The 23,233-nt window shown below is 57.1% G+C and carries 16 protein-coding genes and 1 pseudogene; 13 read left to right on the top strand and 4 right to left on the bottom strand.

Translation table 11 applies throughout. From position 1 onward, the window contains the following. Positions 1–223 precede the first annotated feature (223 nt). The 7 genes from RSAL33209_RS09675 to RSAL33209_RS09645 all read left to right on the top strand — a co-directional run bounded on the left by RSAL33209_RS09675 (position 224) and on the right by RSAL33209_RS09645 (position 15,260). Positions 224–514, top strand: a complete 291-nt coding sequence (locus tag RSAL33209_RS09675) for a hypothetical protein (protein WP_012245588.1) — start codon at positions 224–226, stop codon at positions 512–514. A 51-nt stretch (positions 515–565) separates the two neighbouring features. Further along, on the top strand, positions 566–775 hold the full coding sequence (locus tag RSAL33209_RS17790; protein ID WP_049758958.1) for a hypothetical protein: 210 nt from the start codon (positions 566–568) through the stop codon (positions 773–775). Between the two features lie 379 nt (positions 776–1,154). Continuing rightward, positions 1,155–3,026, top strand: coding sequence for an HSP90 family protein (locus tag RSAL33209_RS09665; protein WP_012245586.1), 1,872 nt, complete (start codon positions 1,155–1,157; stop codon positions 3,024–3,026). 11 nt (positions 3,027–3,037) lie between these two features. Continuing rightward, positions 3,038–5,905 (top strand): ATP-binding protein, encoded by a 2,868-nt coding sequence (locus RSAL33209_RS09660; RefSeq protein WP_012245585.1) that lies wholly within the window; start codon positions 3,038–3,040, stop codon positions 5,903–5,905. Positions 5,906–6,253: 348 nt separating this feature from the next. Further along, the gene (rpoB, locus tag RSAL33209_RS09655; RefSeq protein WP_041685544.1) at positions 6,254–9,766 is read left to right on the top strand and encodes a DNA-directed RNA polymerase subunit beta; all 3,513 of its coding nucleotides are present in this window, start codon (positions 6,254–6,256) and stop codon (positions 9,764–9,766) included. A 133-nt stretch (positions 9,767–9,899) separates the two neighbouring features. Next, positions 9,900–13,799, top strand: coding sequence for a DNA-directed RNA polymerase subunit beta' (locus RSAL33209_RS09650; RefSeq protein WP_012245583.1), 3,900 nt, complete (start codon positions 9,900–9,902; stop codon positions 13,797–13,799). A gap of 207 nt (positions 13,800–14,006) precedes the next feature. Next, complete coding sequence (locus RSAL33209_RS09645) at positions 14,007–15,260, top strand: hypothetical protein (protein ID WP_012245582.1); 1,254 nt, start codon at positions 14,007–14,009, stop codon at positions 15,258–15,260. A 4-nt stretch (positions 15,261–15,264) separates the two neighbouring features. Here RSAL33209_RS09645 and RSAL33209_RS09640 read toward each other — a convergent pair whose 3' ends face one another. Further along, entirely contained in the window at positions 15,265–15,555 is a 291-nt protein-coding gene (locus RSAL33209_RS09640; RefSeq protein ID WP_012245581.1) for an ArsR/SmtB family transcription factor, read from the bottom strand. 95 nt (positions 15,556–15,650) lie between these two features. Here RSAL33209_RS09640 and RSAL33209_RS09635 point away from each other — a divergent pair, with 95 nt between their 5' ends. Continuing rightward, on the top strand, positions 15,651–17,678 hold the full coding sequence (locus RSAL33209_RS09635) for a heavy metal translocating P-type ATPase (protein ID WP_012245580.1): 2,028 nt from the start codon (positions 15,651–15,653) through the stop codon (positions 17,676–17,678). 4 nt (positions 17,679–17,682) lie between these two features. On the opposite strand, the gene RSAL33209_RS18755 is transcribed toward RSAL33209_RS09635, so the two are convergent. The 3 genes from RSAL33209_RS18755 to RSAL33209_RS09625 are packed head-to-tail and all read right to left on the bottom strand — an operon-like array spanning position 17,683 to position 19,166. Next, positions 17,683–17,898, bottom strand: a complete 216-nt coding sequence (locus RSAL33209_RS18755; protein ID WP_012245579.1) for an HAD family hydrolase — start codon at positions 17,896–17,898, stop codon at positions 17,683–17,685. 6 nt (positions 17,899–17,904) lie between these two features. Continuing rightward, positions 17,905–18,372, bottom strand: coding sequence for an HAD family hydrolase (locus tag RSAL33209_RS09630; protein WP_012245578.1), 468 nt, complete (start codon positions 18,370–18,372; stop codon positions 17,905–17,907). Further along, the gene (locus tag RSAL33209_RS09625; protein ID WP_080503802.1) at positions 18,369–19,166 is read right to left on the bottom strand and encodes a GntR family transcriptional regulator; all 798 of its coding nucleotides are present in this window, start codon (positions 19,164–19,166) and stop codon (positions 18,369–18,371) included. The genes RSAL33209_RS09630 and RSAL33209_RS09625 overlap by 4 nt, the downstream gene beginning before the upstream one ends. A 132-nt stretch (positions 19,167–19,298) precedes the next feature. On the opposite strand from RSAL33209_RS09625, the gene RSAL33209_RS09620 reads away from it, so the two are divergent. The 5 genes and pseudogenes from RSAL33209_RS09620 (at position 19,299) to rpsG (ending at position 23,127) form a co-directional block, all read left to right on the top strand. Beyond that, on the top strand, positions 19,299–20,225 hold the full coding sequence (locus RSAL33209_RS09620; RefSeq protein WP_012245576.1) for an FAD-dependent oxidoreductase: 927 nt from the start codon (positions 19,299–19,301) through the stop codon (positions 20,223–20,225). Further along, positions 20,218–20,421 carry a hypothetical protein gene (locus RSAL33209_RS18750; protein WP_012245575.1) on the top strand — a complete coding sequence of 68 codons (204 nt, stop codon included), beginning with the start codon at positions 20,218–20,220 and terminating at the stop codon, positions 20,419–20,421. Before RSAL33209_RS09620 ends, RSAL33209_RS18750 begins: the two co-directional genes overlap by 8 nt. Positions 20,422–20,665: 244 nt before the next feature. Beyond that, a pseudogene (locus RSAL33209_RS09615) lies at positions 20,666–21,945 on the top strand (GntP family permease). Between the two features lie 335 nt (positions 21,946–22,280). Then, the gene (gene rpsL, locus RSAL33209_RS09610; RefSeq protein WP_012245572.1) at positions 22,281–22,655 is read left to right on the top strand and encodes a 30S ribosomal protein S12; all 375 of its coding nucleotides are present in this window, start codon (positions 22,281–22,283) and stop codon (positions 22,653–22,655) included. A 1-nt stretch (position 22,656) separates the two neighbouring features. Beyond that, positions 22,657–23,127 carry a 30S ribosomal protein S7 gene (gene rpsG, locus RSAL33209_RS09605; protein ID WP_012245571.1) on the top strand — a complete coding sequence of 157 codons (471 nt, stop codon included), beginning with the start codon at positions 22,657–22,659 and terminating at the stop codon, positions 23,125–23,127. Positions 23,128–23,233: the final 106 nt, after the last annotated feature.

Genomic DNA, 23,233 nt, shown 5'->3' with positions numbered 1-23,233 from the left:
TTCGTTGCAGATAGTCCTGACGAATCGAAGGAGCTTCAGGACGCCAGGAAAGTTGTCGCCGAAGGCGACGTTTGGTCGATCATTGGCAAAGAGCTCGGGGACGCGTTCCTGGAAATAATTGGCTACAAGGACATTGAGCGCTGTATAGGTACTGGCGATATAGGGTCGTGTTTTTGGGCCGCAGTAGGATTTATTCCTTGGGGGAAGCTCGGCAAGGTAATCGGTGCAGTCGGTAAGCTACTCATCAAAGCTACCGATGATCGCTGAGCGAATTGAAAAATTCAAAGCCGCTGCGAAGCTCATTGAGAAATTCACTGCCGAAGCAGGGCCGGGTGCTCGGCCAAAGCCGAAGCCAGGTAAGACGCCGCTCGCCGGAGCGGGGCCTGGTACCGGAATTTTAATGGGTGGAGGTTCCACTGCGGTAGTGGTGGTTCGGGTGCTTCAGCTGTCGGGACCGTGTGGGGTGCCGATTTACGATGGAAAATTCGCAAATGGAAAACTTGCAGGCCATTAGGCAGATCACGGTGCGGATTTCGGAGCCAAGAGTGCTCAAGAATATGAGGAAATGGCGGCAAAATTCCTGCAGACCAACAGGGATGGATTGCTGATCATGCAAATGATTCGGAAAAATGGAGATGTTGTTCGGTTTAATCCGGAAACAAATCATTTTGGAATATTGACTAAGGATGGCGCAATTCGAACATATTATATCCCTGATCCAAAGAGGAATAAAATGTCAAATGTTCAATATTTCATCCAAGAAGGCAGTAAGTGAAATACATCTGCCCAGTCTGCGGATATGTTGGATTCGACGAACCTCCATTTGATGCCGACGGAATATCAACCTTTGATATTTGCCCTTGTTGCGGTTTAGAGTTTGGGACTCGAGACGGAGTAAGGAGCCTGGACGAGCTTCCGGAGCGTCATGCTGAATTGACTGCTGAATGGGCAGCAAATGGAATGCAATGGCGTCACGGTTGGGGCGGTCCTCCAACAAATTGGGACCCAATCAAGCAACTTGAGAACCTCAAGTACGTCCTCACTCCCGGAGCAACGCGGGAGCAGTACTTGTATCCCGAGAGTAAGTAGGGAACCACCCACCCCGCGCGATATCGTTTGGAGAACTACCAACCCGCAATCGATCTAGGGGAAGCGTGACTCAGGAATCTACCGAGCGGCCGTTTCAGGTTGACCTGCGCGGCGTCGTCGACCTGCTTAGTCGGCACATCTACTCGACGCCGCAGGTCTACTTGCGCGAGCTCATGCAAAACGGTGTCGACGCGATCTCCGCCCGCAAGCTGCAGGACCCCAACGCGGAACCCGGCCGGATCCGGATCGAGCACAACGGCGCCCGCCTCACCGTCAGTGACAACGGCGTCGGCCTCACCCTAGACGAAGCCGCCCAGCTACTCGCCACCGTGGGGCGCAGCTCCAAACGCGACAGCGTGCTCAACCTGCGCCGCGAAGATTTCCTGGGCCAATTCGGCATCGGGCTGCTCAGCTGCTTTCTAGTCACCGACAACATTCGGGTTCGGTCCCGCAGCGCTACCGGCAGTCAAGCCATTGAATGGGTTGGCTCCGCTGAGGGCACCTTTACCTTGCGTTCGCTGGACGAAGACGATATTCCGGTAGGCACCACGATCGTCCTTGACCCTCGGCCAGACGATGCGGCCCTGCTGAGCCGGGAGACTGTGCAGCGGCTAGCCCTGCATTACGGCCAATACCTCCCGGTCAGCATTGACGTTAATGGCCAAGCGATCAACCGCACCCCGCCCTTCCTCAATGCTGACCTTCTAGACACAGCGTTCCTCGGTAAGGGCACCGCTTCTGGCAGCGAACTCCAAGAGCTACGTGAACTGGGCAAAGAGCTTCTTGGTGCCCAACCCCTGGACGCGATTCGGATTGATATTCCGGGCACCGGCACACGCGGAGTGGCCTTCGTGCTGCCCAGCGCGCCACCGCCGTCCGCCCATCAAGCTAACCGGGCCTACTTAGGCCGAATGCTACTCAGCGACCGGGTGGACGACCTCCTCCCAGACTGGGCTTTCTTCGTGCGCTGCGTGGTGGACACCACCGGATTACAACCAACCGCCTCGCGAGAACAACTTGTCGAAGACTCCGCTCTGGAATTTACCCGGGAAGAACTTGGCAAGATCCTCAAACGCTGGATTGTGCAGTTGGCCACGACTCAGCCAAGCCGGTTCGACCAATTCTTGGCAGTCCATCAACTCGCCCTGCGCTCATTAGCACTTTACGACGACGAGCTTGCCCAAGTCATCGTGCCCTGGCTCAGTGTGGAGACGGCCTCCGGGCGGGTCAGTTGCCGCGAACTGATCGAGGCCGGTGGCAGCATCCGCTACACCGAAACCGTTGATGAATTCCGGCAAATTGCCGCCGTAGTACCGGCCGGAACCGTGGTAGTAAACGGCGGTTACACCTACGAATCCGAGTTCATCCGTGGCCTGGTGCGGCTCAACCCGGCGCTGTCCGTGGAGCGAATTAGGGTTGCGGAAGTCCTTGATGAGCTTTCCGCGCCGTCCTTGGAGCACCGAGAAGTTACTGCGGGCTTAGAACAACGGGCTGAAGCCGCGCTCGCCGAATCGCACTGTAAAGTCTCCGTGCGGCTTTTTGCTCCGGAGCAATTGCCGGCGCTCTATGTTGCTGACCCGGAGGTGTTGCGTCGAATTGAGCGGGAAAAATCCGCTGAGCTGGCACCAGGCTTCTGGGCGGGCATTATGAACAAAGTGGATGCTCAGCTCAACGCAACCGCGGGCGATTCCGGAGAGGCGCCAACTAGCAGGCTCTGCTTGAATTGGGCTACCCCGTTGATGAGAGAATTGGCAACCGTGCGCGACGAAGTCGTCTTCGACCGCACTGTGCGCTTGCTTTACGTCCAGGCGATGCTTGAGGGGCACCGACCGTTGACCACAGCCGATCGGGCCATGCTCACCGGTTCGCTCACTGATTTGATTCATCTTTCCGTCACTGCAGATTTCGGCACGACCGCCGGCCCCGAAGCACTCTGAAGGGAACCAGAATGACTACTCGAGAAGACGTGCAGGCCCTTCAAGATCAGGCCGATCAACTTCCCTATGGGCCAGAAGAGACCTCGCTGGTACGTAAAGCCATCGCAGCAGCGGATGAAATTGGCGCGGATGATTTGTCCTACTCAACTCGGATGCGTCTAATTTCTTCCGGCACCCAGACAGAAGACACCGAAGCTGCTCTGACCGCGTTCACCTGGTGCCTGGGGAAACACGATTCGGATCCAGCTAAGTTTCCCTATGAAGTCGATGACCGTGATTTGCTGTGGTATTTCAAACACATGGCTTGGCATTTCAGCGCAAACCCGGTCTTCAGCATCGCTCAACTTGATCAAATGCTTCAGGACATGGAGACCCGTTACCGGGAGGCCGGCGTCGGACTTTCTGGCCTGTGGCAAGCGCGCTTTGCCGCCGCCTACGCAACCGGACGGTTCGCTGAAGCTGGCGAATTTCGAACTCGACGCGATGAGGTGCCCCGGGACGACTACAGCCACTGCGAGGCCTGCGTGCGTGCCGAAGACGTCGACTACTTTGCCGCCATCGGCAAGGACAGTAAAGCGCTGCGACTTTACGACGAGATCATGGACAAAAACCTGAGCTGCGGAGATGAACCGGAATCCTGCGAATCCAGTTCGTTACTGCGGCTGCTGAGGGCCAATCGGCTAGAGGACGCGAAAGCCGCGCATCTGCGCTCCTACCGAATGGCGCGAGCCAATTCAGATGGCTTCCCGATGTTCTGGCACCATCTAGTGTTCTGCGCGCTAACCGGGAATGAAGCTCGCGGTTTGGACATTTTAGAACGTTCCATTCATCAGCTGCCCGAAGATCCGCTTGATGTGCGGCGACGCTTTAACGCGCTGCTCGGATACGGTGTGCTGTTGGATGCGGTAAGCAGAGCTGGGCATGGATCCCTACCGGTACGCGCTGCTGACTCAGCAGAACTGGCGCCCTTACTTGGCGAGTCAAACGGCGGATTTACCGTTGAAACGTTGGCCGCTGCAAGTTGGTCTGCGGCAAAAACATTGGCAGCTGAATTCGACCTTCGCAACGGCAACGACTATTACTCCGGACGCATTGAGGCCTTTCAAACGCTGGAGTCAGAGCATTACGACCTTCCGGTGGAAACCCAAGGCTTTGTCAATGCAGAGCTGCCCACGCTGAGCACGCCAACAACCGCCGCCGAATGGTTAGAGCGGGCTTTTGTTGCCTCCGGACTACTGGAAGATGCTGACCAAGCGATCGACGCCGCAGAACGCGCTATCGCCTTAGCGCAAGACGAGCGCATCAAGTCTAGAGCGGCGGCGATTCTGGCCAGCTCCCTCGTGGACGCAAACAAGGATGTAGCCGCGTTTGAGGCACTAAAGATTCGCAGCCAAGCCCTGCTTGCCCAGGGATTCGACTACGAGGCCGCGCTGGAAGGCCGGTTAGGCGTAGTGCTCTATGGTCGGGCAACCACTGAGCATGAAGAACTGCTGCGGGAAGAACTCAGCTCTGCCCAGCAAAACGAAAGTACTGAGGCAATAGTTTCAATCGCGAATAGCTTGGCCATTTTGCAGTGGGGCGCCGGGCGAATTGACGACGCCGTAGCCACGGCCCGGATTGCCGTCGCCGCAGCGCCGGACTTAGACGACGCCGTAGCCACGGCCCGGATTGCCGTCGCCGCAGCGCCGGACTTAGTGGACAAAGAACAGGCCGCTGTCATTGGTGGGCTCTTCGGCAGCCTCTTCGCCGTGGCCGGAGATGACTCGCTCATCCCAGAAGCTAGCCGATTGCTCGACGCAACACTAGCCGTCGACACGGTGCCCGCCTCTTATCTGACTTCGGTGCTACGAGCGCGTGCTCAATTGCATGGTCGGCAAGGCGAATTCCTCGAGGGGGCAGCGCTCGCAGACCGCCGTGCGGACCTCTGCCTTGCCGCCGGAGCCCGGAAACAACTCATTGATTCATTGGGACTTGCTGCAGCGCTCTATAGCGACGCGGGCCAAGATGAGCAGGCGGCCATCCGCGCGCAGCAAACAATCCGGCACGGTGAAATGGCCGGGCTGGAACCGTTGCACTTAGCCGGCTTGCGCTTCAAATTGGGTCAGTACCAGTTCTGGTCCGGTGAAGCAGGCCTGGCGATGGAGAATTTCGACGCCGTTCGGCAGCAAGAAGAAGCGGCCGAGGTTGAGCCAGCCTCAATCGCTGAAACGCTTTTGTGGTTTGGCCGAGCGGCCAAAGCCGCTGAAAGCTTGGGAGTTGCACACCAGGCTTGGACCGAGGCAATCGAACTGGCCACAGGAACCGATAAGCCCGAAGTTATCGCGGCGGCGGCAATCGATGATGTCTCATTACTCTTGAGAGCCTCTGGCCCCGGCGCGGTTCAAGTCGCCGAGATCGCGGTTGAGGCGGCGCGTGCTTCTGGTTTCCCGCAACTGATTGTGCAGAGTCTTGAACTGCAAGGACAGGCCCGTTGCGAAGCCGGGGACGGCACTGGACTGGCCGATTTCGACGAGGCCCGTGCGCTCGCCGTCGAACATGGTGCACTGTGGCAAGCCGCTAATATTCGTGATTCAAAAGGGCGCGGGTTACTGGCGTTGGATCGTATTGATGAGAGCGTTGCCGAGCTGCTTTCAGCCGCGGATGAGTTCGCGGAAACGGGCGACCACATGGCCGCAGCAATGGCCGAGCTTGGTGCGGCGCGAGCCTTGTCACAGGTAGCCAGAGCGGACGAAGCATTCACCGCTTTTAGGGCTTGCCTTGAACGGCTGGACACCGGTACCCCGGAACACAGCGGCGTCAGTATGGAGTTTGCCGAGCTGCTCGAAAACAGTGGCCAGCGCGATGAAGCCGCTGTGGTAAGAGCCCAAACGGGATTCTAAGCTCAACCATCTTCAAACGCTGCACCACTTTTCGGGCTTAAAGGGCGCTGATAAGCCCGAAAAGTGGTGCAGCCTTTACCGGGGGAGTGAACTGTCAGCCAATAGGCAGGTAACTCGCTGCTTCGATACTCTTGTGCTCCAGGTTTTCGGGGCGTATTCTGGTGGGCTGGACATATTTGGATGCATCAGCTATTCTGAATATTCGCGTCTTCCCTGTTTACCCTCAGCCTTCATATAGCGGTGGGCTCGCCATGTTGTCTCCTTGACGGCATGTGCAAGTGGTGTAGCGCCGGTTTACCGGCCGCAGAGAGACGCAGCAAAGCCTGAAGGTCTGTGGAAGGATCCCTCTTGGTCGCCTCAAGCGCCTCTAATAACGAAACCGCTAACAACGTCGAAAGCACCGATGGTGCAACCCGCCGTATCTCATTCGCAAAGATTCACGAACCGCTTGATGTTCCGAATCTGCTTGCCCTTCAGACCGAGAGCTTTGATTGGCTCGTCGGTAACGGGCGCTGGCAGGACCGGATGCAGAAGGCCGTCGACGCCGGAGACGAGAGCGTAGCTACTACCTCCGGTCTGTCGGACATCTTCGAAGAGATCTCCCCGATCGAGGATTTCCAGGGCACTATGTCCTTGAGCTTCTCGGAGCCGGAGTTCGCTGATCCGAAGTACACGATGGCTGAATGCAAGGACCGGGACGCTACGTTCTCGGCTCCTTTGTATGTCAAAGCCGAGTTCATGAACAACAACACTGGTGAAATCAAGCAGCAAACCGTGTTCATGGGCGATTTCCCGCTGATGACCGAAAAAGGCACCTTTGTTATCAACGGCACCGAGCGTGTTGTGGTGTCTCAGTTGGTTCGTTCACCGGGCGCGTATTTTGAGCGCACTGCTGACAAGACCAGTGACAAGGACATCTTTACGGCGAAGATCATCCCCTCGCGTGGTGCTTGGTTTGAACTCGAAATCGACAAGCGCGATCAGGTCGGCGTTCGCCTTGACCGTAAGCGTAAGCAGTCGGTAACGGTTCTACTGAAGGCCCTGGGCTGGACTGAGAGCCAGATCCTCGAAGAATTCGGCGAGTTCGATTCAATCCGCGCCACCTTGGAGAAGGACGGCACCTCAACCCGCGAAGACGCTTTGCTTGATATCTACCGCAAGCTGCGCCCGGGCGAGCCGCCGACAGTTGAAGCAGCGCAGACGTTGCTTGACAACCTCTACTTCAACCCGAAGCGTTACGATCTGGCCAAGGTTGGTCGTTACAAGATCAACCGTAAGCTCGGCATCGATAAGTCATTGGCTTCGCCGGATGCCTCGGTCTTGGACATCAACGACATTGTCGCGATTATCAAGTTCCTGGTCACCTTGCACGCTGGCGGTAAGTCGCTGACGGCCAAGCGCGATGGCAAAGATTTCGAACTGCGCGTTGACGTTGATGATATCGACCACTTCGGTAACCGTCGTATCCGCGCCGTTGGTGAGCTCATTGAGAACCAGGTCCGCACCGGCCTTTCTCGGATGGAGCGCGTTGTCCGCGAGCGGATGACCACCCAGGACGTCGAAGCGATTACGCCGCAGACCCTGATCAACATCCGTCCGGTTGTTGCTGCGATCAAGGAGTTCTTCGGAACGTCGCAGCTCTCACAGTTCATGGACCAGAACAACCCGCTGGCCGGTTTGACGCACAAGCGTCGTCTCTCCGCGCTAGGCCCGGGTGGTCTGTCCCGTGACCGTGCAGGCTACGAAGTTCGTGACGTGCACCCCTCGCACTACGGCCGTATGTGCCCCATCGAAACTCCTGAAGGCCCGAACATTGGTCTGATTGGTTCATTGGCTTCCTACGGACGCATCAACCCGCTCGGCTTCATCGAGACCCCGTACCGCAAGGTTTCCAAGGGTCACGTTTCTGACGAAGTTGATTACCTCACCGCAGATGACGAGCTCAACTACATCATCGCGCAGGCAAACGCTCCCTTGGATAGCAAGTCCAGCTTCGTTGAAGACCAGGTTTTGGTTCGTCAACGTGGTGGTGGCGGCGAGCCTGTTTTGGTTGCTGCTGACGACGTCGAGTACATGGACGTCTCCCCGCGCCAGATGGTGTCGGTCGCTACTGCGCTGATCCCGTTCTTGGAGCATGACGATGCTAACCGTGCACTCATGGGTGCCAACATGCAGCGTCAGGCTGTGCCGTTGGTTCGTTCCGAGGCTCCTGTTGTGGGCACCGGTATGGAGCGCGCCGCCGCTGTTGACGCGGGCGACGTCGTCATTGCTAAGAAGGCCGGTGTAGTCACCGAAGTTTCGGCAGACCTGGTCATCATGCTCAACGACGATGGCACCGAGACCAACTACCGGATTGCCAAGTACAACCGCTCCAACCAAGGCACCGCTTACAACCAGCGCGTGTTGGTTTCTGAAGGCGCTCGTCTTGAAGTTGGCGGCATCATCGCTGACGGTCCGGCAACGGATCAGGGCGAATTGGCGCTGGGTAAGAACTTGTTGGTTGCGTTCATGTCTTGGGAAGGCCACAACTTCGAGGATGCGATCATCTTGTCGCAGCGCCTCGTCTCCGAAGATGTGCTGTCCTCTATTCACATTGAAGAGCATGAAATCGATGCTCGCGACACCAAGCTTGGTGCTGAAGAGATCACGCGGGACATCCCGAACGTCTCTGAGGAGATCCTTGCTGGACTCGACGAGCGCGGCATCATCCACATCGGTGCTGAAGTTGATGCTGGCGATATCTTGGTTGGTAAAGTCACCCCGAAGGGCGAGACCGAGCTAACTCCTGAGGAGCGCTTGCTCCGTGCGATCTTCGGTGATAAGTCGGGCGAAGTACGTGACACCTCACTCAAGGTTCCGCACGGTGAGTCCGGTACCGTCATTGGCGTTCGCTTTTTTGATCGCGAAAACGACGACGATCTGGCCCCTGGCGTGAACCAATTGGTTCGCATCTATGTTGCTGCCAAGCGCAAGATCACCAACGGCGATAAGCTCGCTGGCCGCCACGGTAACAAGGGTGTCATCTCCAAGATCTTGCCGATCGAAGATATGCCGTTCCTTGCCGATGGCACTCCGGTGGACATCGTGCTGAACCCCTTGGGTGTTCCGGGTCGTATGAACGTCGGCCAGGTGCTGGAATTGCACCTCGGTTGGATCGCGAAGACTGGTTGGAAGATCGACGGCGAGCCAGACTGGGTTAAGAACCTGCCGAACTTGCCGCGTGAAACTGGACGTGACCAGATCTTGGCCACCCCGGTGTTCGACGGCGCACGTGAGGAAGAGATCTCGGGCCTGCTCGATTCGACCAACGTGACTCGTGACGGAGATCTTCTGATCAACCGTTCCGGTAAGACGCGTTTGTTCGACGGCCGCTCCGGCGAGCCGTTCCCGGACCCGATCTCGGTGGGCTACATGTATATCTTGAAGCTTCACCACTTGGTGGACGACAAGATTCACGCCCGTTCCACGGGCCCGTATTCCATGATCACTCAGCAGCCCTTGGGCGGTAAAGCGCAGTTCGGTGGACAGCGCTTTGGCGAAATGGAAGTTTGGGCGCTGGAAGCTTATGGCGCCGCGTACACCCTGCAGGAACTGCTGACCATCAAGTCGGATGACATTCACGGTCGTGTGAAGGTCTACGAAGCGATCGTCAAGGGTGAGAACATTCCGGAGCCGGGTATCCCCGAATCCTTCAAGGTTCTAATCAAGGAAATGCGGTCGTTGTGCTTGAACGTGGAGGTTCTCTCCACTGAAGGCAGCACAATCGAAATGCGTGACTCGGATGAAGAAGTCTTCCGGGCCGCGGAGGAACTCGGCATCGACCTCTCAAGGGCCGAGCCGAACTCCGTCGAAGAAGTGTAATCCGGAGGTTTCCCATCGGATGTCCTCCGGCGCCTGCTTCGCTTGACGGCGCTCTCCGGACAATCCGATGAGAAACCTCACCCCCAACACTTTTCGTAAGACTTCAGATTCAAGATGAGAAAGATAGGACCCTATGTCCAGCGAAGCTACCTTCGGCAGCATGCAGATCGGCCTAGCCACCGCGAGTGATATTCGCGATTGGTCTTTCGGCGAGGTCAAGAAGCCGGAAACTATCAACTACCGCACGCTCAAGCCGGAAAAGGACGGACTCTTCTGTGAGAAGATCTTCGGCCCGTCCCGCGACTGGGAGTGCTACTGCGGCAAATACAAGCGCGTGCGCTTCAAGGGCATCATCTGTGAGCGCTGCGGCGTCGAGGTAACCCGTGCCAAGGTCCGCCGCGAGCGGATGGGCCACATTGAGCTTGCCGCTCCCGTAACGCACATCTGGTACTTCAAGGGCGTTCCGTCGCGCTTGGGCTACCTGCTCGATTTGGCTCCGAAAGACCTCGAAAAGGTCATCTACTTCGCGGCCTACATGATCACCAGCGTTGACGACGAAATGCGTCACGCCGATTTGCCGAACCTGCAGGCCGAGCACGACCTGGAGAAGAAGCAGCTTGTTGATACCCGCGACTCGGATATTGCTGGCATTGCCCGCGACCTCGAAGGCGAGCTGACAAAGCTCGAAGGCGAAGGCGCGAAGGCTGCTGACAAGAAGAAGGCTCGCGATTCGGCTGATCGCCAGATGGCGAACATCCGCAAGCGTGCCGATGCTGATATCGATCGTCTTGACCAGGTTTGGGATCGCTTCAAGGGTCTTAAAGTCACCGACCTTGAAGGCGACGAAGGTCTCTACCGCGAGCTGCGTGACCGTTACGGTCTGTACTTCGAAGGCTCGATGGGTGCTGAGGCAATCAAGAAGCGCCTTGAGAACTTTGACATGGCAGCCGAGTCGGAGTCGCTGCGCGACACCATCCAGAACGGTAAGGGCCAGCGTAAGACCCGCGCCCTGAAGCGTCTCAAGGTTGTCAACGCATTCTTGACCACCAAGAACAGCCCGCTCGGCATGGTTCTTGACGCCGTTCCGGTGATCCCGCCGGAATTGCGTCCAATGGTTCAGCTCGACGGTGGCCGTTTCGCTACCTCCGACTTGAACGACCTCTACCGTCGTGTGATCAACCGGAACAACCGCCTCAAGCGCTTGCTTGATCTGGGTGCGCCGGAGATCATCGTCAACAACGAAAAGCGGATGCTCCAGGAAGCCGTTGACTCCTTGTTCGACAACGGTCGTCGTGGCCGTCCGGTCACCGGACCGGGTAACCGCCCGTTGAAGTCTCTGAGCGACATGCTCAAGGGCAAGCAGGGTCGTTTCCGTCAGAACCTCCTCGGCAAGCGCGTCGATTACTCTGGCCGTTCGGTCATCGTTGTTGGCCCACAGTTGAAGCTGCACCAGTGTGGTCTGCCTAAGCAGATGGCTCTGGAACTCTTCAAGCCGTTCGTGATGAAGCGCTTGGTTGATCTCAACCACGCACAGAACATCAAGAGCGCTAAGCGGATGGTTGAGCGTTACCGCCCGCAGGTTTGGGACGTTCTCGAAGAGATCATCACTGAGCACCCGGTTTTGCTTAACCGTGCACCAACCCTGCACCGTTTGGGCATCCAGGCGTTCGAGCCGATGTTGGTCGAAGGTAAGGCAATCCAGCTTCACCCGCTGGTTTGTGGCGCCTTCAACGCTGACTTCGACGGCGATCAGATGGCTGTGCACTTGCCCTTGAGCCCTGAGGCTCAGGCAGAAGCTCGCGTGCTGATGCTCTCCTCGAACAACATCTTGAAGCCTTCCGATGGCCGCCCGGTCACCCTGCCTTCGCAGGATATGATCATTGGTCTTTACCACTTGACTACCAAGCGGGTCGGTTCAGCTGGTGAAGGACGGATTTTCACCTCGCCTTCCGAAGCGATCATGGCGCACGACGCCGGTGTTCTGCACTTGAACTCCACCGTCAAGATTCGTCTGGACAACTTTGTACCCGGTGAAGACTGGGAGGCTCCTGCAGGTTGGGAAGCCGGCCAGCCCGCTATCGTGGAAACTTCGCTCGGTCAGGTGCTCTTCAACGACACCTTGCCTGCAGATTACCCCTGGGTTGAGAAAGTTGCCGATAAGGGCCAGCTTTCCGAGATCGTCAACGATTTGGCTGAGCGCTACCCGAAGGTTGTCGTAGCGGCGACGCTTGATAACTTGAAGGACGCTGGCTTCTACTGGGCAACTCGCTCCGGTGTGACCGTTGCGATCTCTGACATCGAGGTGCCTGCTGAGAAGCCGGCCATCCTTGCAGGTTACGAGGTCAAGGCTGCCAAGGTTCAGTCCCAGTTTGAAAAGGGCTTGATTGCTGACGACGAGCGTCGCCAGGAGCTCATTGACATCTGGAACCAGGCGACCAACGATGTTGCTGATGCGATGCGCAAGAGCTTGTCTGCATCCAACACCATCAACCGGATGGTTTCCTCCGGTGCTCGTGGTAACTGGATGCAGGTTCGCCAGATTGCCGGTATCCGTGGCTTGGTGGCTAACCCTAAGGGTGAAATTATCCCACGTCCGATCAAGTCTTCGTACCGCGAAGGACTGTCGGTTTTGGAATACTTCATCGCTACGCACGGTGCCCGTAAGGGTCTGGCCGATACCGCGCTTCGTACCGCTAACTCGGGTTACTTGACCCGTCGTCTGGTGGACGTTTCACAGGATGTCATCGTTCGCGAGGACGACTGTGGCACTGAGTACGGCTTGACGCTGCCGATTGCGGTTGCTGACTCAAATGGCGAGCTGGTCATGCACGAAGAGGTCGAGAACTCGGTCTACGCTCGTACATTGGCCACCGAGGTAACCGATGCCAAGGGCAAGGTGCTTGCTGCTGCTGGCGCTGACGTTGGCGACGTACTGATCGCCGAGCTGTTCGCAGCTGGCGTGACCGAGGTCAAGGTTCGCTCCGTGCTCACCTGTGAGTCCGCCGTCGGAACCTGTGCTCAGTGCTATGGCCGTTCCTTGGCTACTGGCAAGCTCGTGGACATTGGTGAGGCCGTTGGCATCATCGCTGCACAGTCCATTGGTGAGCCCGGAACCCAGCTGACCATGCGTACTTTCCACACTGGTGGTGCTGTTTCTGCTAGCCGTGGTGAGGACATCACCCAGGGTCTGCCCCGTATCCAGGAGCTCTTCGAAGCTCGTACCCCGAAGGGTGTTGCTCCCATTGCGGAAGCAGCCGGACGGGTCAACATCGAAGAGACCGAGCGCCAGATGCGTCTGGTGCTTACTCCGGACGATGGCACCGAGGAAATCGCTTACCCGATTCTGCGTCGTGCTCGTTTGCTGGTCGCTGATGGTGACCGCGTTGAGGTTGGCCAGAAGTTGGTTGTTGGAGCTGTGGATCCAAAGCAGGTGCTTCGTGTGCTCGGCCCGCGTGCCGCGCAGAAGCACCTCGTGGAGGAAGTCCAGCGCGTTTACCGCAGCCAGGGTGTGGGCATCCACGATAAGCACGTTGAGGTTATTGTTCGGCAGATGCTCCGTCGCGTTACGGTCATCGAGTCCGGCGACTCGAACTTGCTACCGGGCGAGCTTGCTGAGCGCGGTCGCTTCGAGACGGAAAACCGTCGCGTGGTGTCCGAGGGGCAGAAGCCTGCTTCGGGACGTAACGAGCTCATGGGTATCACCAAGGCTTCCTTGGCTACCGAGTCCTGGCTCTCCGCGGCATCCTTCCAGGAGACCACTCGCGTCTTGACGCAAGCGGCTATGGAAGGCAAGAGCGATCCGTTGCTCGGCCTGAAGGAGAACGTCATCATCGGTAAGTTGATCCCGGCTGGTACCGGTCTGCCGCGCTACACCGACATCACGGTGGAGCCGACGGAAGAGGCGAAGGCGAACTTGTTCACCGCGCCGAGTGCGTTCAGCGATTTTGATTACGCAGGAGTTGGTGGCGACCTCGCCCCCGAGTTCCAAGCGATCCCGCTCGACGATTACGATCTGGGTTCGGAATACCGCTAGGAAGTAACTAGCGAGTCCAAATAGCTAGAGAGTATGCCCCACTAAGTCATCGTGCTTAGTGGGGCATACTTTTTCTGCCCAAAGGAACACGCTGTCCAGTGGGGATTGCTTGCCAGGTTTCACCTCGCTGCGGCTTCTAGGTCGGCGACAGGATCGGCTCTTGATCCGTATGATGGCTAAAAAGCCCAAATGCAGCCAGAGGTACTAATGAACGATGAGTCTGTTCCGCCAGCACAACAGCCTTCGACGCCGGGACCTGGCCGGCAGTCACCAGGGCAACAATTTACGCCACCGAGCTCATCGAGCGCCGCGAATCCGCCGATTGCACCAGGTGCGGAGATCTATCTGCCGCCACAGGGATCCCAAACTCAGTTCTCGATGGGATATCCAATGTCCCAGGTAGAGCCGAAAAAGCCTCGAAAGGCGCTGTTATTTAGTCTGCTCGGAGCTGGGCTGGTGGTGGTCTTGGTTCTGATCAGTGCCGCGATCTGGATTATCGGCGCGAATGATCGGAACGCGCCAGCTAAACAGGTTGACGCTTTTTTGACCGCCCTTGTCCAAGGTCAGGCCGAAGCGGCGATGCGGCTTAGCGGCAACGAGCTAGCGACCGCAGACAAAACTCTGATCAACGATGCTGTGTACGCCAAAGCTACGGATCGGATCAGTAGCTTCAGCATTGATAAGACAACCATTGAAAATGGCACCGCGACGGTCCAAACGACAATCTCGCAAGGGGCAGATAGCTACCCGCAAGATTTCAGCCTAGTGACGGATGGGAAAGATTTTTTCGTCGACAAGTGGAAGCTCAATCCGGTCACATTACAGAGCGCCAATATTCAACTACTTGGCCCGGCTTCGCTGGGGCTTACCGTTGCCGGCGTCGAACTTCATCCGGTAGTTGCTCCGGCGGGGCAGAATCTGCCGGAACAGCTGAAAAAGCTCAATCTCAAAGCGCTGCCCGGCACCTACCCGGTGGCTGCGGCTAAACAGGACCCCACGGTAACAACCGATAAATCGAATCTCAAAGTCAACGGATTCGGCACCATCAAAACTCAAGATGCGGTAGTTACCGCCACGCTTACCGCAGAAGGGCAAGCGTCAATTACCGACGCGGCGAATAAGTATCTAGATTCCTGTACGGCTCAGCAATCCGTGGTGTTGACTGGTTGTCCATTTTCTGGGCGTGCGGACGATCCGATTGTTACGCAATACACGGTAACTAACGCGCACTGGACGATTCTCAGTCGACCGACGCTCAAGATTCTGGAATGGTCGCCGGTTCTTGGTTGGGCAGTCATTAGCTCCGCGCCGGGCTCGGCAAGCTTCACTGCTGATATTTCCGATGGCGCACGGGTTGGTAAGGCGACCATCGACGCATCATCGTTTACGCTCACCGGGCAGGTGCTCAGTTTCAAGGGCGGGGTGGCACAATTTAGTCGCCCGGAGACACCCACGGCTTGATCGGCTAGCTGTGCCCGATATGTCCTAGAGCTTGCCGGAAGAACTCTTGTACGTGGGCATCGTAGAGCGAATAGATTACCTGACGTCCTTCGCGCTGACCGGTGACCAGATCAAGGTGCCGCAAGATTCGCAGATGATTAGAAATGGTGGCTTGTGCCATACCGCAATCTTCAACCAAAGTGCTCACCGAGCAGGGGCTGTCATCCAACCGCGCCAAAATCAGCAAACGACCGGGGGAGGAGAGAGCTTGCATTACTTGTGCCAAGTCTTCGGCATGCTCGTTGCTGAGTTTCACTGTTTCATCTTCACGTAGTGTCTGCTGAATCTGATAATCGTTAGCATCTATTTTAGATATTTACATATGTCTATAGATAAATATATACTGATGTCATGACGATGACAGAGACCAAACCGCAGGTCAAACCGAATCAACCCCACTATCACGGCGACAACCCAAAACTTGAAATGGGTTTCGCCATTGCCTCCGGCGCAACCTATCTCTTAGGGCTTGCCTTTGAGTACTGGATACCAGCGCCCTCCGGCCTGGCATTGACCTTCTTCATCGCCACCTATTTCTTTGGCGGATTCTTTACTTTCAGCTCGGCCTGGCGCTCGATTAGGCACGGGCGCTTTGAGGTTGACTTCTTGATGCTGGTCGCCGCGATTGGTGCTGCCTCGGTGGGTAAGTTCGCCGAAGGTGCCGTACTGCTGTTCCTCTTCAGCCTGGGTCACGCCCTGGAAGAGTACGCAATGGGTCGTGCCAAGCGCTCGATCGAAGCATTGGCTGAATTGGCGCCAGCAACGGCGTTGGTGCGAGCTGCTTCTGGGCAAACTATCGAGCGGCCCACCGAGGAGCTGGTGCCTGGGGATATTGTCTTGATCAAGCCGAATTCCCGGATTCCAGCCGACGGGTTTGTGGTTCTAGGCAACTCAGCAGTTGATCAATCGTCCATTACTGGCGAAAGCATCCCGGTGGAAAAACGCGCGGTACCCGCTGCCGCCGTCGAAAATCCTTCGACCATCGACGATTCCGGTAAAGTCTTCGCCGGCACTGTCAATGGTTCGGGTCCCTTGGAAGTGGTCGTCAGTGTCGCTTCGAAGGACAACACGCTGTCCCGAGTCGTCGCCATGGTGAGAGACGCTGATTCAACGAAGTCGAATACCCAACGGTTCATTGATAAGTTCCAGCGTTTCTACGTACCTGCAGTAATCGGCTTGGTTATTGTGGTGTTCCTCTTCGGCTGGCTTTTCATCAACGAATCTCTGGTTGATAGCTTCTTCCGGGCAATGCTGGTTTTGGTGGCGGCTAGCCCGTGTGCCTTAGCAATCGCTACCCCGGCGGCAGTGCTCGCCGGAGTCGCCCGAGCTGCTAAAGCGGGTTTGCTAGTCAAAGGCGGCGCGGCTCTGGAGAACCTGGGCCGAGTCAACGCGATGGCGTTCGACAAGACCGGGACGCTCACCTGGGGCCAGCCAAAACTCACCGACGTCGTCGAGCTCGCGGGAGTCAATCGTGCTGAATTGTCCCGGCTAGCTTTGGCGCTGGAATCAGTGAGTGATCACCCGCTCGCTGGTGCGATTACTCGCGGCCTCGAATCCGAGGTGCCAGCTAGCGAGCGTCCAGTCGCTGAGGATCTGCAAGCAATTACTGGCCGCGGTGTTAAAGCTTTTGTCGACGGCGAGCTGGTGCAGATTGGCAGCCTACGTTTGTTCGAAGAAGCAGGAGTAAAAAATGATGGGGAGCTTTTGCTCTCGGTTGACACGTTGCAAGCTGCCGGGCGCACCACCATGGTGGTCCGATCCGGTGAGCGATTCCTGGGTGTACTCGGTGTGATGGACGCGCCGCGTCAAGAAGCAAAGGATGTGCTCGACGCATTGCGGCAAAGCGGCGTGCAGCAACTGGTGATGATCTCCGGCGACAACCAACGGGTAGCAGACGCCGTTGGGAACCAGGTAGGCGTTGATACTGCGCACGGGGAATTGATGCCGGAAGACAAAGTCGCGGCGATTGCAAAGCTCGGCGGCCAGGGACGATTCACCGCGATGGTGGGCGATGGCGTCAACGATGCCCCGGCAATGGCGAATGCCACCGTCGGAATCGCCATGGGTGCTGCTGGCTCGGCAGTCGCTTTGGAAACTGCCGACGTCGCCCTGATGAGCGATGATCTAGGCAAGGTACCGTTCTTAATTCGACTGAGCCGCGCCAGTAGCAACATCATCAGACAAAATCTGATTGCTTCACTGGTGATCGTGGCGTTCCTGATTCCAGCCAGCTTATTGGGCATGGAAATGGGACCTGTGGTCTTCATTCACGAAGGCTCGTCGCTGCTGGTGGTCTTTAATGCGCTACGACTTCTGCGATTTGGCTTGGGCAAAGAGCACGCCGGGATTGCGCACGAAACTCGTCCTGTAACGGCCTGATGGCCTAGGCTGCGGACTGCTGAAGCTCAGCCAAGTCAGGAACTTGGGCCACGCTTGGCAACACATAGTCCGGGGCAACTGAGGCAAAGTCTTCGGCCGTCAGTGATCCGGTGAGTACGCCAATGCTCAGCACGCCAGCGTTCTGCGCGGCCTGAACATCCACCAAGGTATCGCCGGCGGAAAGGACTTTGCGGGTATCAAGAGTGCTAGTGCGTTCCATTGCCCGCTAGATCATATAGGGAGCTGGTCGGCCGGCTCGAACGTCCGTCGTAGTGACGACGGCGTCTAGCAAGCCAGCTGGGCCAACCGACCAACCCAAAGTTTCAAGCAATGGGTAGGCAACGTCGTCGTAAAAGCCGGTAGTCAATGCAATTTTGATCCCGCGAGTACGCAGGTTTTGCAAAGCGGTTTCTATGCCAGGAAGTGCAATTGGGGGCTGCTCGGCATAGAACGCGGCAAGCAGCTCCCGGAAGCGGCCAAAAGCACGGTGTACAGATTCACCAACCGGCTCGACGCCACCAAGTCGCATGAGCGCATTGATTGCAGATACCTTGTCCGTGCCCATCCACAGCTGAAGATCCGCGGCGCTGACGGTGGCGCCAGTTTCCTCGACACTGCCCCGTAGGGCTTGATAGACCAGCCCGTGATCTTCAATGGTGGTTCCGGCCATATCGAAAACTGCAAGCTCGATCATGAATCTCCTGATGTTCCTGTATCGGCCGCCGCATCCGCTGCGCCAGCATGATCGTGATTATCTACTCTGGATAGTGGGGTGCGGTTTGCCAGCGTGTTATCGATCATGAAACTGGTCATTTCCGGACGATAGCGGTCTTCGCCGTATTCCAATCGAGTTCCGTCATCGCTAAAACTGATTCGACGTTCTCGTAAAAGCGGCGCGCCAAGGCTGATTTCAAGATGTAAAGCATCCTCGTCATTGGCGGCCACCGCGTCAATAAAGTGCCGTGCTGAATTGAGCTCGACGCCGTTATCGCGCAAGTAGCGGAAGGTTGAACCACTATCAGTGTCAAAGTTGAACAGCTGGTTTCCCGCCTCGACGAGATAGTGCGAGCGTTCCAGCATCGTCGGGATTCCGTCGAGGTAGCGCACTCGGAGTACGGTCACCACGGGGTCTTCGGCATCAATTTCTAGTTGTTCGGCAACGTACTCGCCAGCTGGACGACGGGCAATTTCCAAAGTTTTCTGACCGGGTACCCGATTGATGTTCTCTGCCCACTGGGTAAAGGACATGAACGTGTCAAATGACTGTGAGGGAACATCACCGCGGACCATAGGGGAGCGGCCCCGTCCACCGGTGATGCTGCCTTCTTGTCGGAGCGCGGCCAAGGCTTGCCGAACGGGTCCTCTGGACACGTCGAATTCAGCGCACAACTGAGCTTCAGAAGGTACAAGTGAACCTTGCGGCCAGGCGCCAGAGTGGATTCGCTGCCTGAATTCCGCGCTGAGCTTCAGGTGCAGGGGAGTGGTCATATTCTCAGCATATCCACTTGATGCGTGGCTTTTGTCGACAATATGGACGAGAAAAGTGAACATTGGGAAAACATGTCTATACAAGTTTGTTTTTGACTTGAGTGGTTGAAGTGCTGACGGCACAGTGGAAGTATGGATACTTTTCTTGCCGAGGCCGATCTGCTCGTCGTTGGAGCGGGCATCATTGGCTTGGCTCACGCCTTCGAAGCGCATCAGCGAGGATTGCGCGTCGTCGTAATTGATCGTGACCACCGAGCTGTTGGTGCTTCGATTCGCAACTTTGGCCACTGCTGCATCACTGCTCAAACGGGCGAGCTGCTCGAGCTAGCGCAATCTGGTCGGCCACGCTGGTTGGCGGCCAGCGAAAATGCTGGCTTTTTCTCCACGGAATCGGGAGCACTTGCTGTTGCGCGCTCGCAGACCGAAATGGATCTGCTGGAGCAACTTGCTCAGAGTCGTCCGCTGGGTCAGATTCAATTGCGTACTGCGCAGGAGGTACGTGCGGCACTTAACGGCGGTCAAGCGGAGATTCTGGGTGGCGCGTGGTTGCGCGATGATTTAGGCGTAGATCCGCGCGAAGCGGTGAGTTCACTTGCTGCCTGGCTTGCCGAACAAGGCGTCAAATTCTTTTGGAACACTGCATTTTCGAGCCTGCACGACTCTGGAGCCCACACGAGCCGCGGACTAATAAAGGCCGAGCCTACGGTCATTTGTGTTGGCCATGATCTCGATTATGTGTTCCCACAACTTGCGGCCGAGCGAGGCGTGCTCAGATGCGCATTGCAGATGACTCGGGTCGAAGTAGCTGGCGGAATTCGGATTGACCCAGCAGTGCTCACCACCACGTCCATGCTTCGATATCCGGCATTTGTTGCGATGCCTGCTGCCGCGACGCTCAGAGCTGAACTTGCTGAGGCAGATCCACGTTTACATGGAGATCGACGCCAACGTGATGTTTACCCAGCGTCCAGACGGCACTTTTTTGGTTGGCGATTCACATTATCTGAACCCAACCCAGGCACCATTCCAGGACGAAGCGGTTGGCCAAACGTTGCTTGATCGCGCAGCGGAGCTTCTCGGCCAGGGTCCGTTCAAGGTCTTGGAGCGTTGGCAAGGCGTGTACGCGGCAAGCTCACAGCAGCCATTCTTGATCGCACCGCTGAGTTCAAGGGCGACGGCGGTAACCGTCACGAGTGGCATTGGTATGATAATTTCCTTCGGCTTGGCGCAGAAAGTTCTCGCAGAGATCCTCTAGTCAGCCGGATAATTTCCTCCGGACCAAGTGCGTCACATTGCCGCTCTGAGCGGCTGATTCACATCAGCTTCGGGTAATGTCGGCGCGGATCCAGCGCGCAGTGACGCTCGCCGGACGGTCATGTAGAGGGGGACCAAATTGTCCGGTGATGATGTCCAGCTGCTGCTTACTGCTCTGGGCGGCGTCGTGATATCGGTGGCGCTTAATTGTTAGTCGCATTCGGTTGCACCCGCTGTTGGCGCTCATGGGCGTATCAATTCTGGTCGGTGTAGTTTCCGGAATGGACTTGGAAAAAATTGCCACCGCAGTGGAGAAGGGTGCCGGAGGCACCCTGGGTGATGTTGGCATTGTGGTGGCCCTAGGCGCCATGCTCGGCAAGATCTTGGCGGATTCCGGCACAACGGAAAAGCTCGCGGACGCGATTCTGCGGCGTTCCTCGGACCGGATGCTGCCTTGGGCAATGGCTGGCGCCGCCTTCGTCATCGGCATTCCGATGTTTTTCGAAGTTGGCCTCGTGATGTTGTTGCCGTTGATTTTCAGCATTGCTAAGAAGCTCGAAGACAAGGGCGCGTTCAAGGGCTCACCGTACATATTGGGGGGCGTCCCGGCCATCGCAGCGTTAGCGGCTATGCACGGCATGGTTCCGCCGCACCCTGGACCGCTGACCGCAATCGCAACCCTCAAGACCGACGTCGGCCCAACGATGCTTTACGGCATTATTGCCGCAGTGCCGGCCATTGTGCTTGCTGGGCCTTTGTATGCGCGGTTTCTTGCGCCACGGATGACAGTTCGACCCGATGCGGCGCTCTTGGAACAATACACCGGCAGCCAGATTTCTACTAAGCCTGGCCCCAATCTTGGCATCGGTCTCCTCGCAGTGCTGCTTCCGGCTTTGTTGATGGTCTTTCGCACCGTGGGTGAGACGGTTTTTCCGGCGGGCTCAGCGGCAGCCAAGATCACTGAATTTATTGGCGAGCCGATTATTGCGATGTTCGTTGGCGTGCTATTCGCTGCTGTTGTTCTGGGGTACGCACGCGGCGTCGACAGCGCAAAACTGCGTGATTCGCTGGGAGCCAGCCTCAAACCGATCGCCGGAATTTTGCTGATCATTGCTGGCGGTGGCGCGTTTAAGCAAGTCTTGGTTGACGCAAAAGTCGGTGATGCCATTGTGAGCTTGACGGAGCATTTTGAGCTTTCGGCTTTGGTCTTAGGTTGGCTCATCGCGATGCTGCTTTCGGTAGCTACCGACTCTTCCACCGCGGGCATCGTTGGTGCCTCGGGTCTTTTGGCCCCGCTTGCTTTGGCTGACCCAAGCTTGAACTTGCCGTTACTAGCTCTTGCAATTGGCTCCGGTTCACTCTTTTCAATTATGCGAACCATGCAGCTTTTTGGCTGGTAAAGGAGCCCTTCGGTATGAACATGGCTGAGGCGACCAAGACCATATCGGTGATTCAATCTATTGTCTCAGTGGTTGGCTTGCTGATGGTGTTGTTGCTCAACTTGCTGCCGCGCTTAGGCGGGTAGCACTGGATCAGCTTGGTTGGGCCAATCGTGGGCGTGAATTAGCAGGGTAATTCGTGATAAAGTAGACGTAATTGTTAGTGATGGCAGAGGATCCCGTTCCGCGTTGCACGCAGCTTGTGCAACAAATGCCACCTTTTTGCATGCCTAGGGTATGTGGAATATTTCTCGTAGGTTACACGCTGTAGCTGTTGAAGAAAGTATTCCCTGAGGCTGCACGACGAGTAACAGTGCTTATCGCCTCGCACTTCCCCGGATAACTACGGGGTAGAGGTGTGGGGCAAAACAGTCGAGTCCGTGATGAACAGCCTCGACAGAACTACAACGGAGAACTATAAGTGCCTACGATCAACCAGCTGGTCCGCAAGGGCCGCTCACCGAAGGTCGCCAAGACCAAGGCTCCCGCGCTGAAGAACAACCCGATGCGCCGCGGCGTCTGCACCCGTGTTTACACCACGACCCCTAAGAAGCCGAACTCGGCCCTGCGTAAGGTTGCCCGCGTGCGCCTTGCCGGTGGTATCGAAGTGACAGCCTACATCCCCGGCGTTGGCCACAACCTGCAGGAACACTCCATTGTGTTGGTGCGCGGTGGTCGTGTTAAGGATCTGCCTGGCGTTCGTTACAAGATCGTCCGTGGCTCGCTCGATACCCAGGGCGTGAAGAACCGCAAGCAGGCCCGTAGCAAGTACGGCGCGAAGATGGAGAAGAAGTAATATGCCTCGCAAGGGTCCGGCCCCTAAGCGGCCTCTCGTCCTAGATCCGGTTTACGGATCCCCGCTGGTTACCCAGCTCATCAACAAAATCCTGGTGGATGGCAAGAAGTCCACTGCTGAGCGCATTGTCTACGGCGCGCTGGAAGGCGCCCGCGAGAAGAGCGGTGGCGATCCCGTCGCAGCTTTGAAGAAGGCAATGGAGAACATCAAGCCCAGCCTTGAGGTCAAGTCTCGCCGTGTCGGTGGCGCCACCTACCAGGTTCCGGTTGAGGTTAAGCCGGGCCGCGCAACTGCACTTGCACTGCGTTGGTTGGTTGGTTACTCCAAGGCTCGCCGCGAGAAAACCATGACTGAGCGCTTGCGCAACGAGATCTTGGATGCCTGCAACGGTCTTGGTGCAGCAGTCAAGCGTCGCGAAGATACGCACAAGATGGCTGAAGCCAACCGGGCGTTCGCACACTACCGCTGGTAGTCCCTGCTTCCGTCAGGAAAGGACGACGGCGGCCATCCCACCTCGGTGGAAGTCGCCGTCGCCCGTAACAATGGCCCTTCAGGGCCGATGCAAGCTCAACACCTTG

The organism is Renibacterium salmoninarum ATCC 33209 (assembly GCF_000018885.1).
GTDB lineage: Bacteria > Actinomycetota > Actinomycetes > Actinomycetales > Micrococcaceae > Renibacterium > Renibacterium salmoninarum.
Note: the sequence above shows the minus strand (reverse complement) of the source record. Positions and strands in the feature narration are given on the sequence as shown.

Coding starts and splice junctions, on each gene's coding strand:
- rpsG (WP_012245571.1), top strand. CDS start 22,657: ATGCCTCGCAAGGGTCCGGCCCCTAAGCGGCCTCTCGTCCTAGATCCG.
- RSAL33209_RS17790 (WP_049758958.1), top strand. CDS start 566: ATGGCGGCAAAATTCCTGCAGACCAACAGGGATGGATTGCTGATCATG.
- RSAL33209_RS09625 (WP_080503802.1), bottom strand. CDS start 19,166: ATGACCACTCCCCTGCACCTGAAGCTCAGCGCGGAATTCAGGCAGCGA.
- RSAL33209_RS09645 (WP_012245582.1), top strand. CDS start 14,007: ATGAACGATGAGTCTGTTCCGCCAGCACAACAGCCTTCGACGCCGGGA.
- RSAL33209_RS18755 (WP_012245579.1), bottom strand. CDS start 17,898: ATGGAACGCACTAGCACTCTTGATACCCGCAAAGTCCTTTCCGCCGGC.
- RSAL33209_RS09660 (WP_012245585.1), top strand. CDS start 3,038: ATGACTACTCGAGAAGACGTGCAGGCCCTTCAAGATCAGGCCGATCAA.
- RSAL33209_RS09635 (WP_012245580.1), top strand. CDS start 15,651: ATGACGATGACAGAGACCAAACCGCAGGTCAAACCGAATCAACCCCAC.
- RSAL33209_RS09630 (WP_012245578.1), bottom strand. CDS start 18,372: ATGATCGAGCTTGCAGTTTTCGATATGGCCGGAACCACCATTGAAGAT.
- RSAL33209_RS09650 (WP_012245583.1), top strand. CDS start 9,900: ATGTCCAGCGAAGCTACCTTCGGCAGCATGCAGATCGGCCTAGCCACC.
- RSAL33209_RS09620 (WP_012245576.1), top strand. CDS start 19,299: ATGGATACTTTTCTTGCCGAGGCCGATCTGCTCGTCGTTGGAGCGGGC.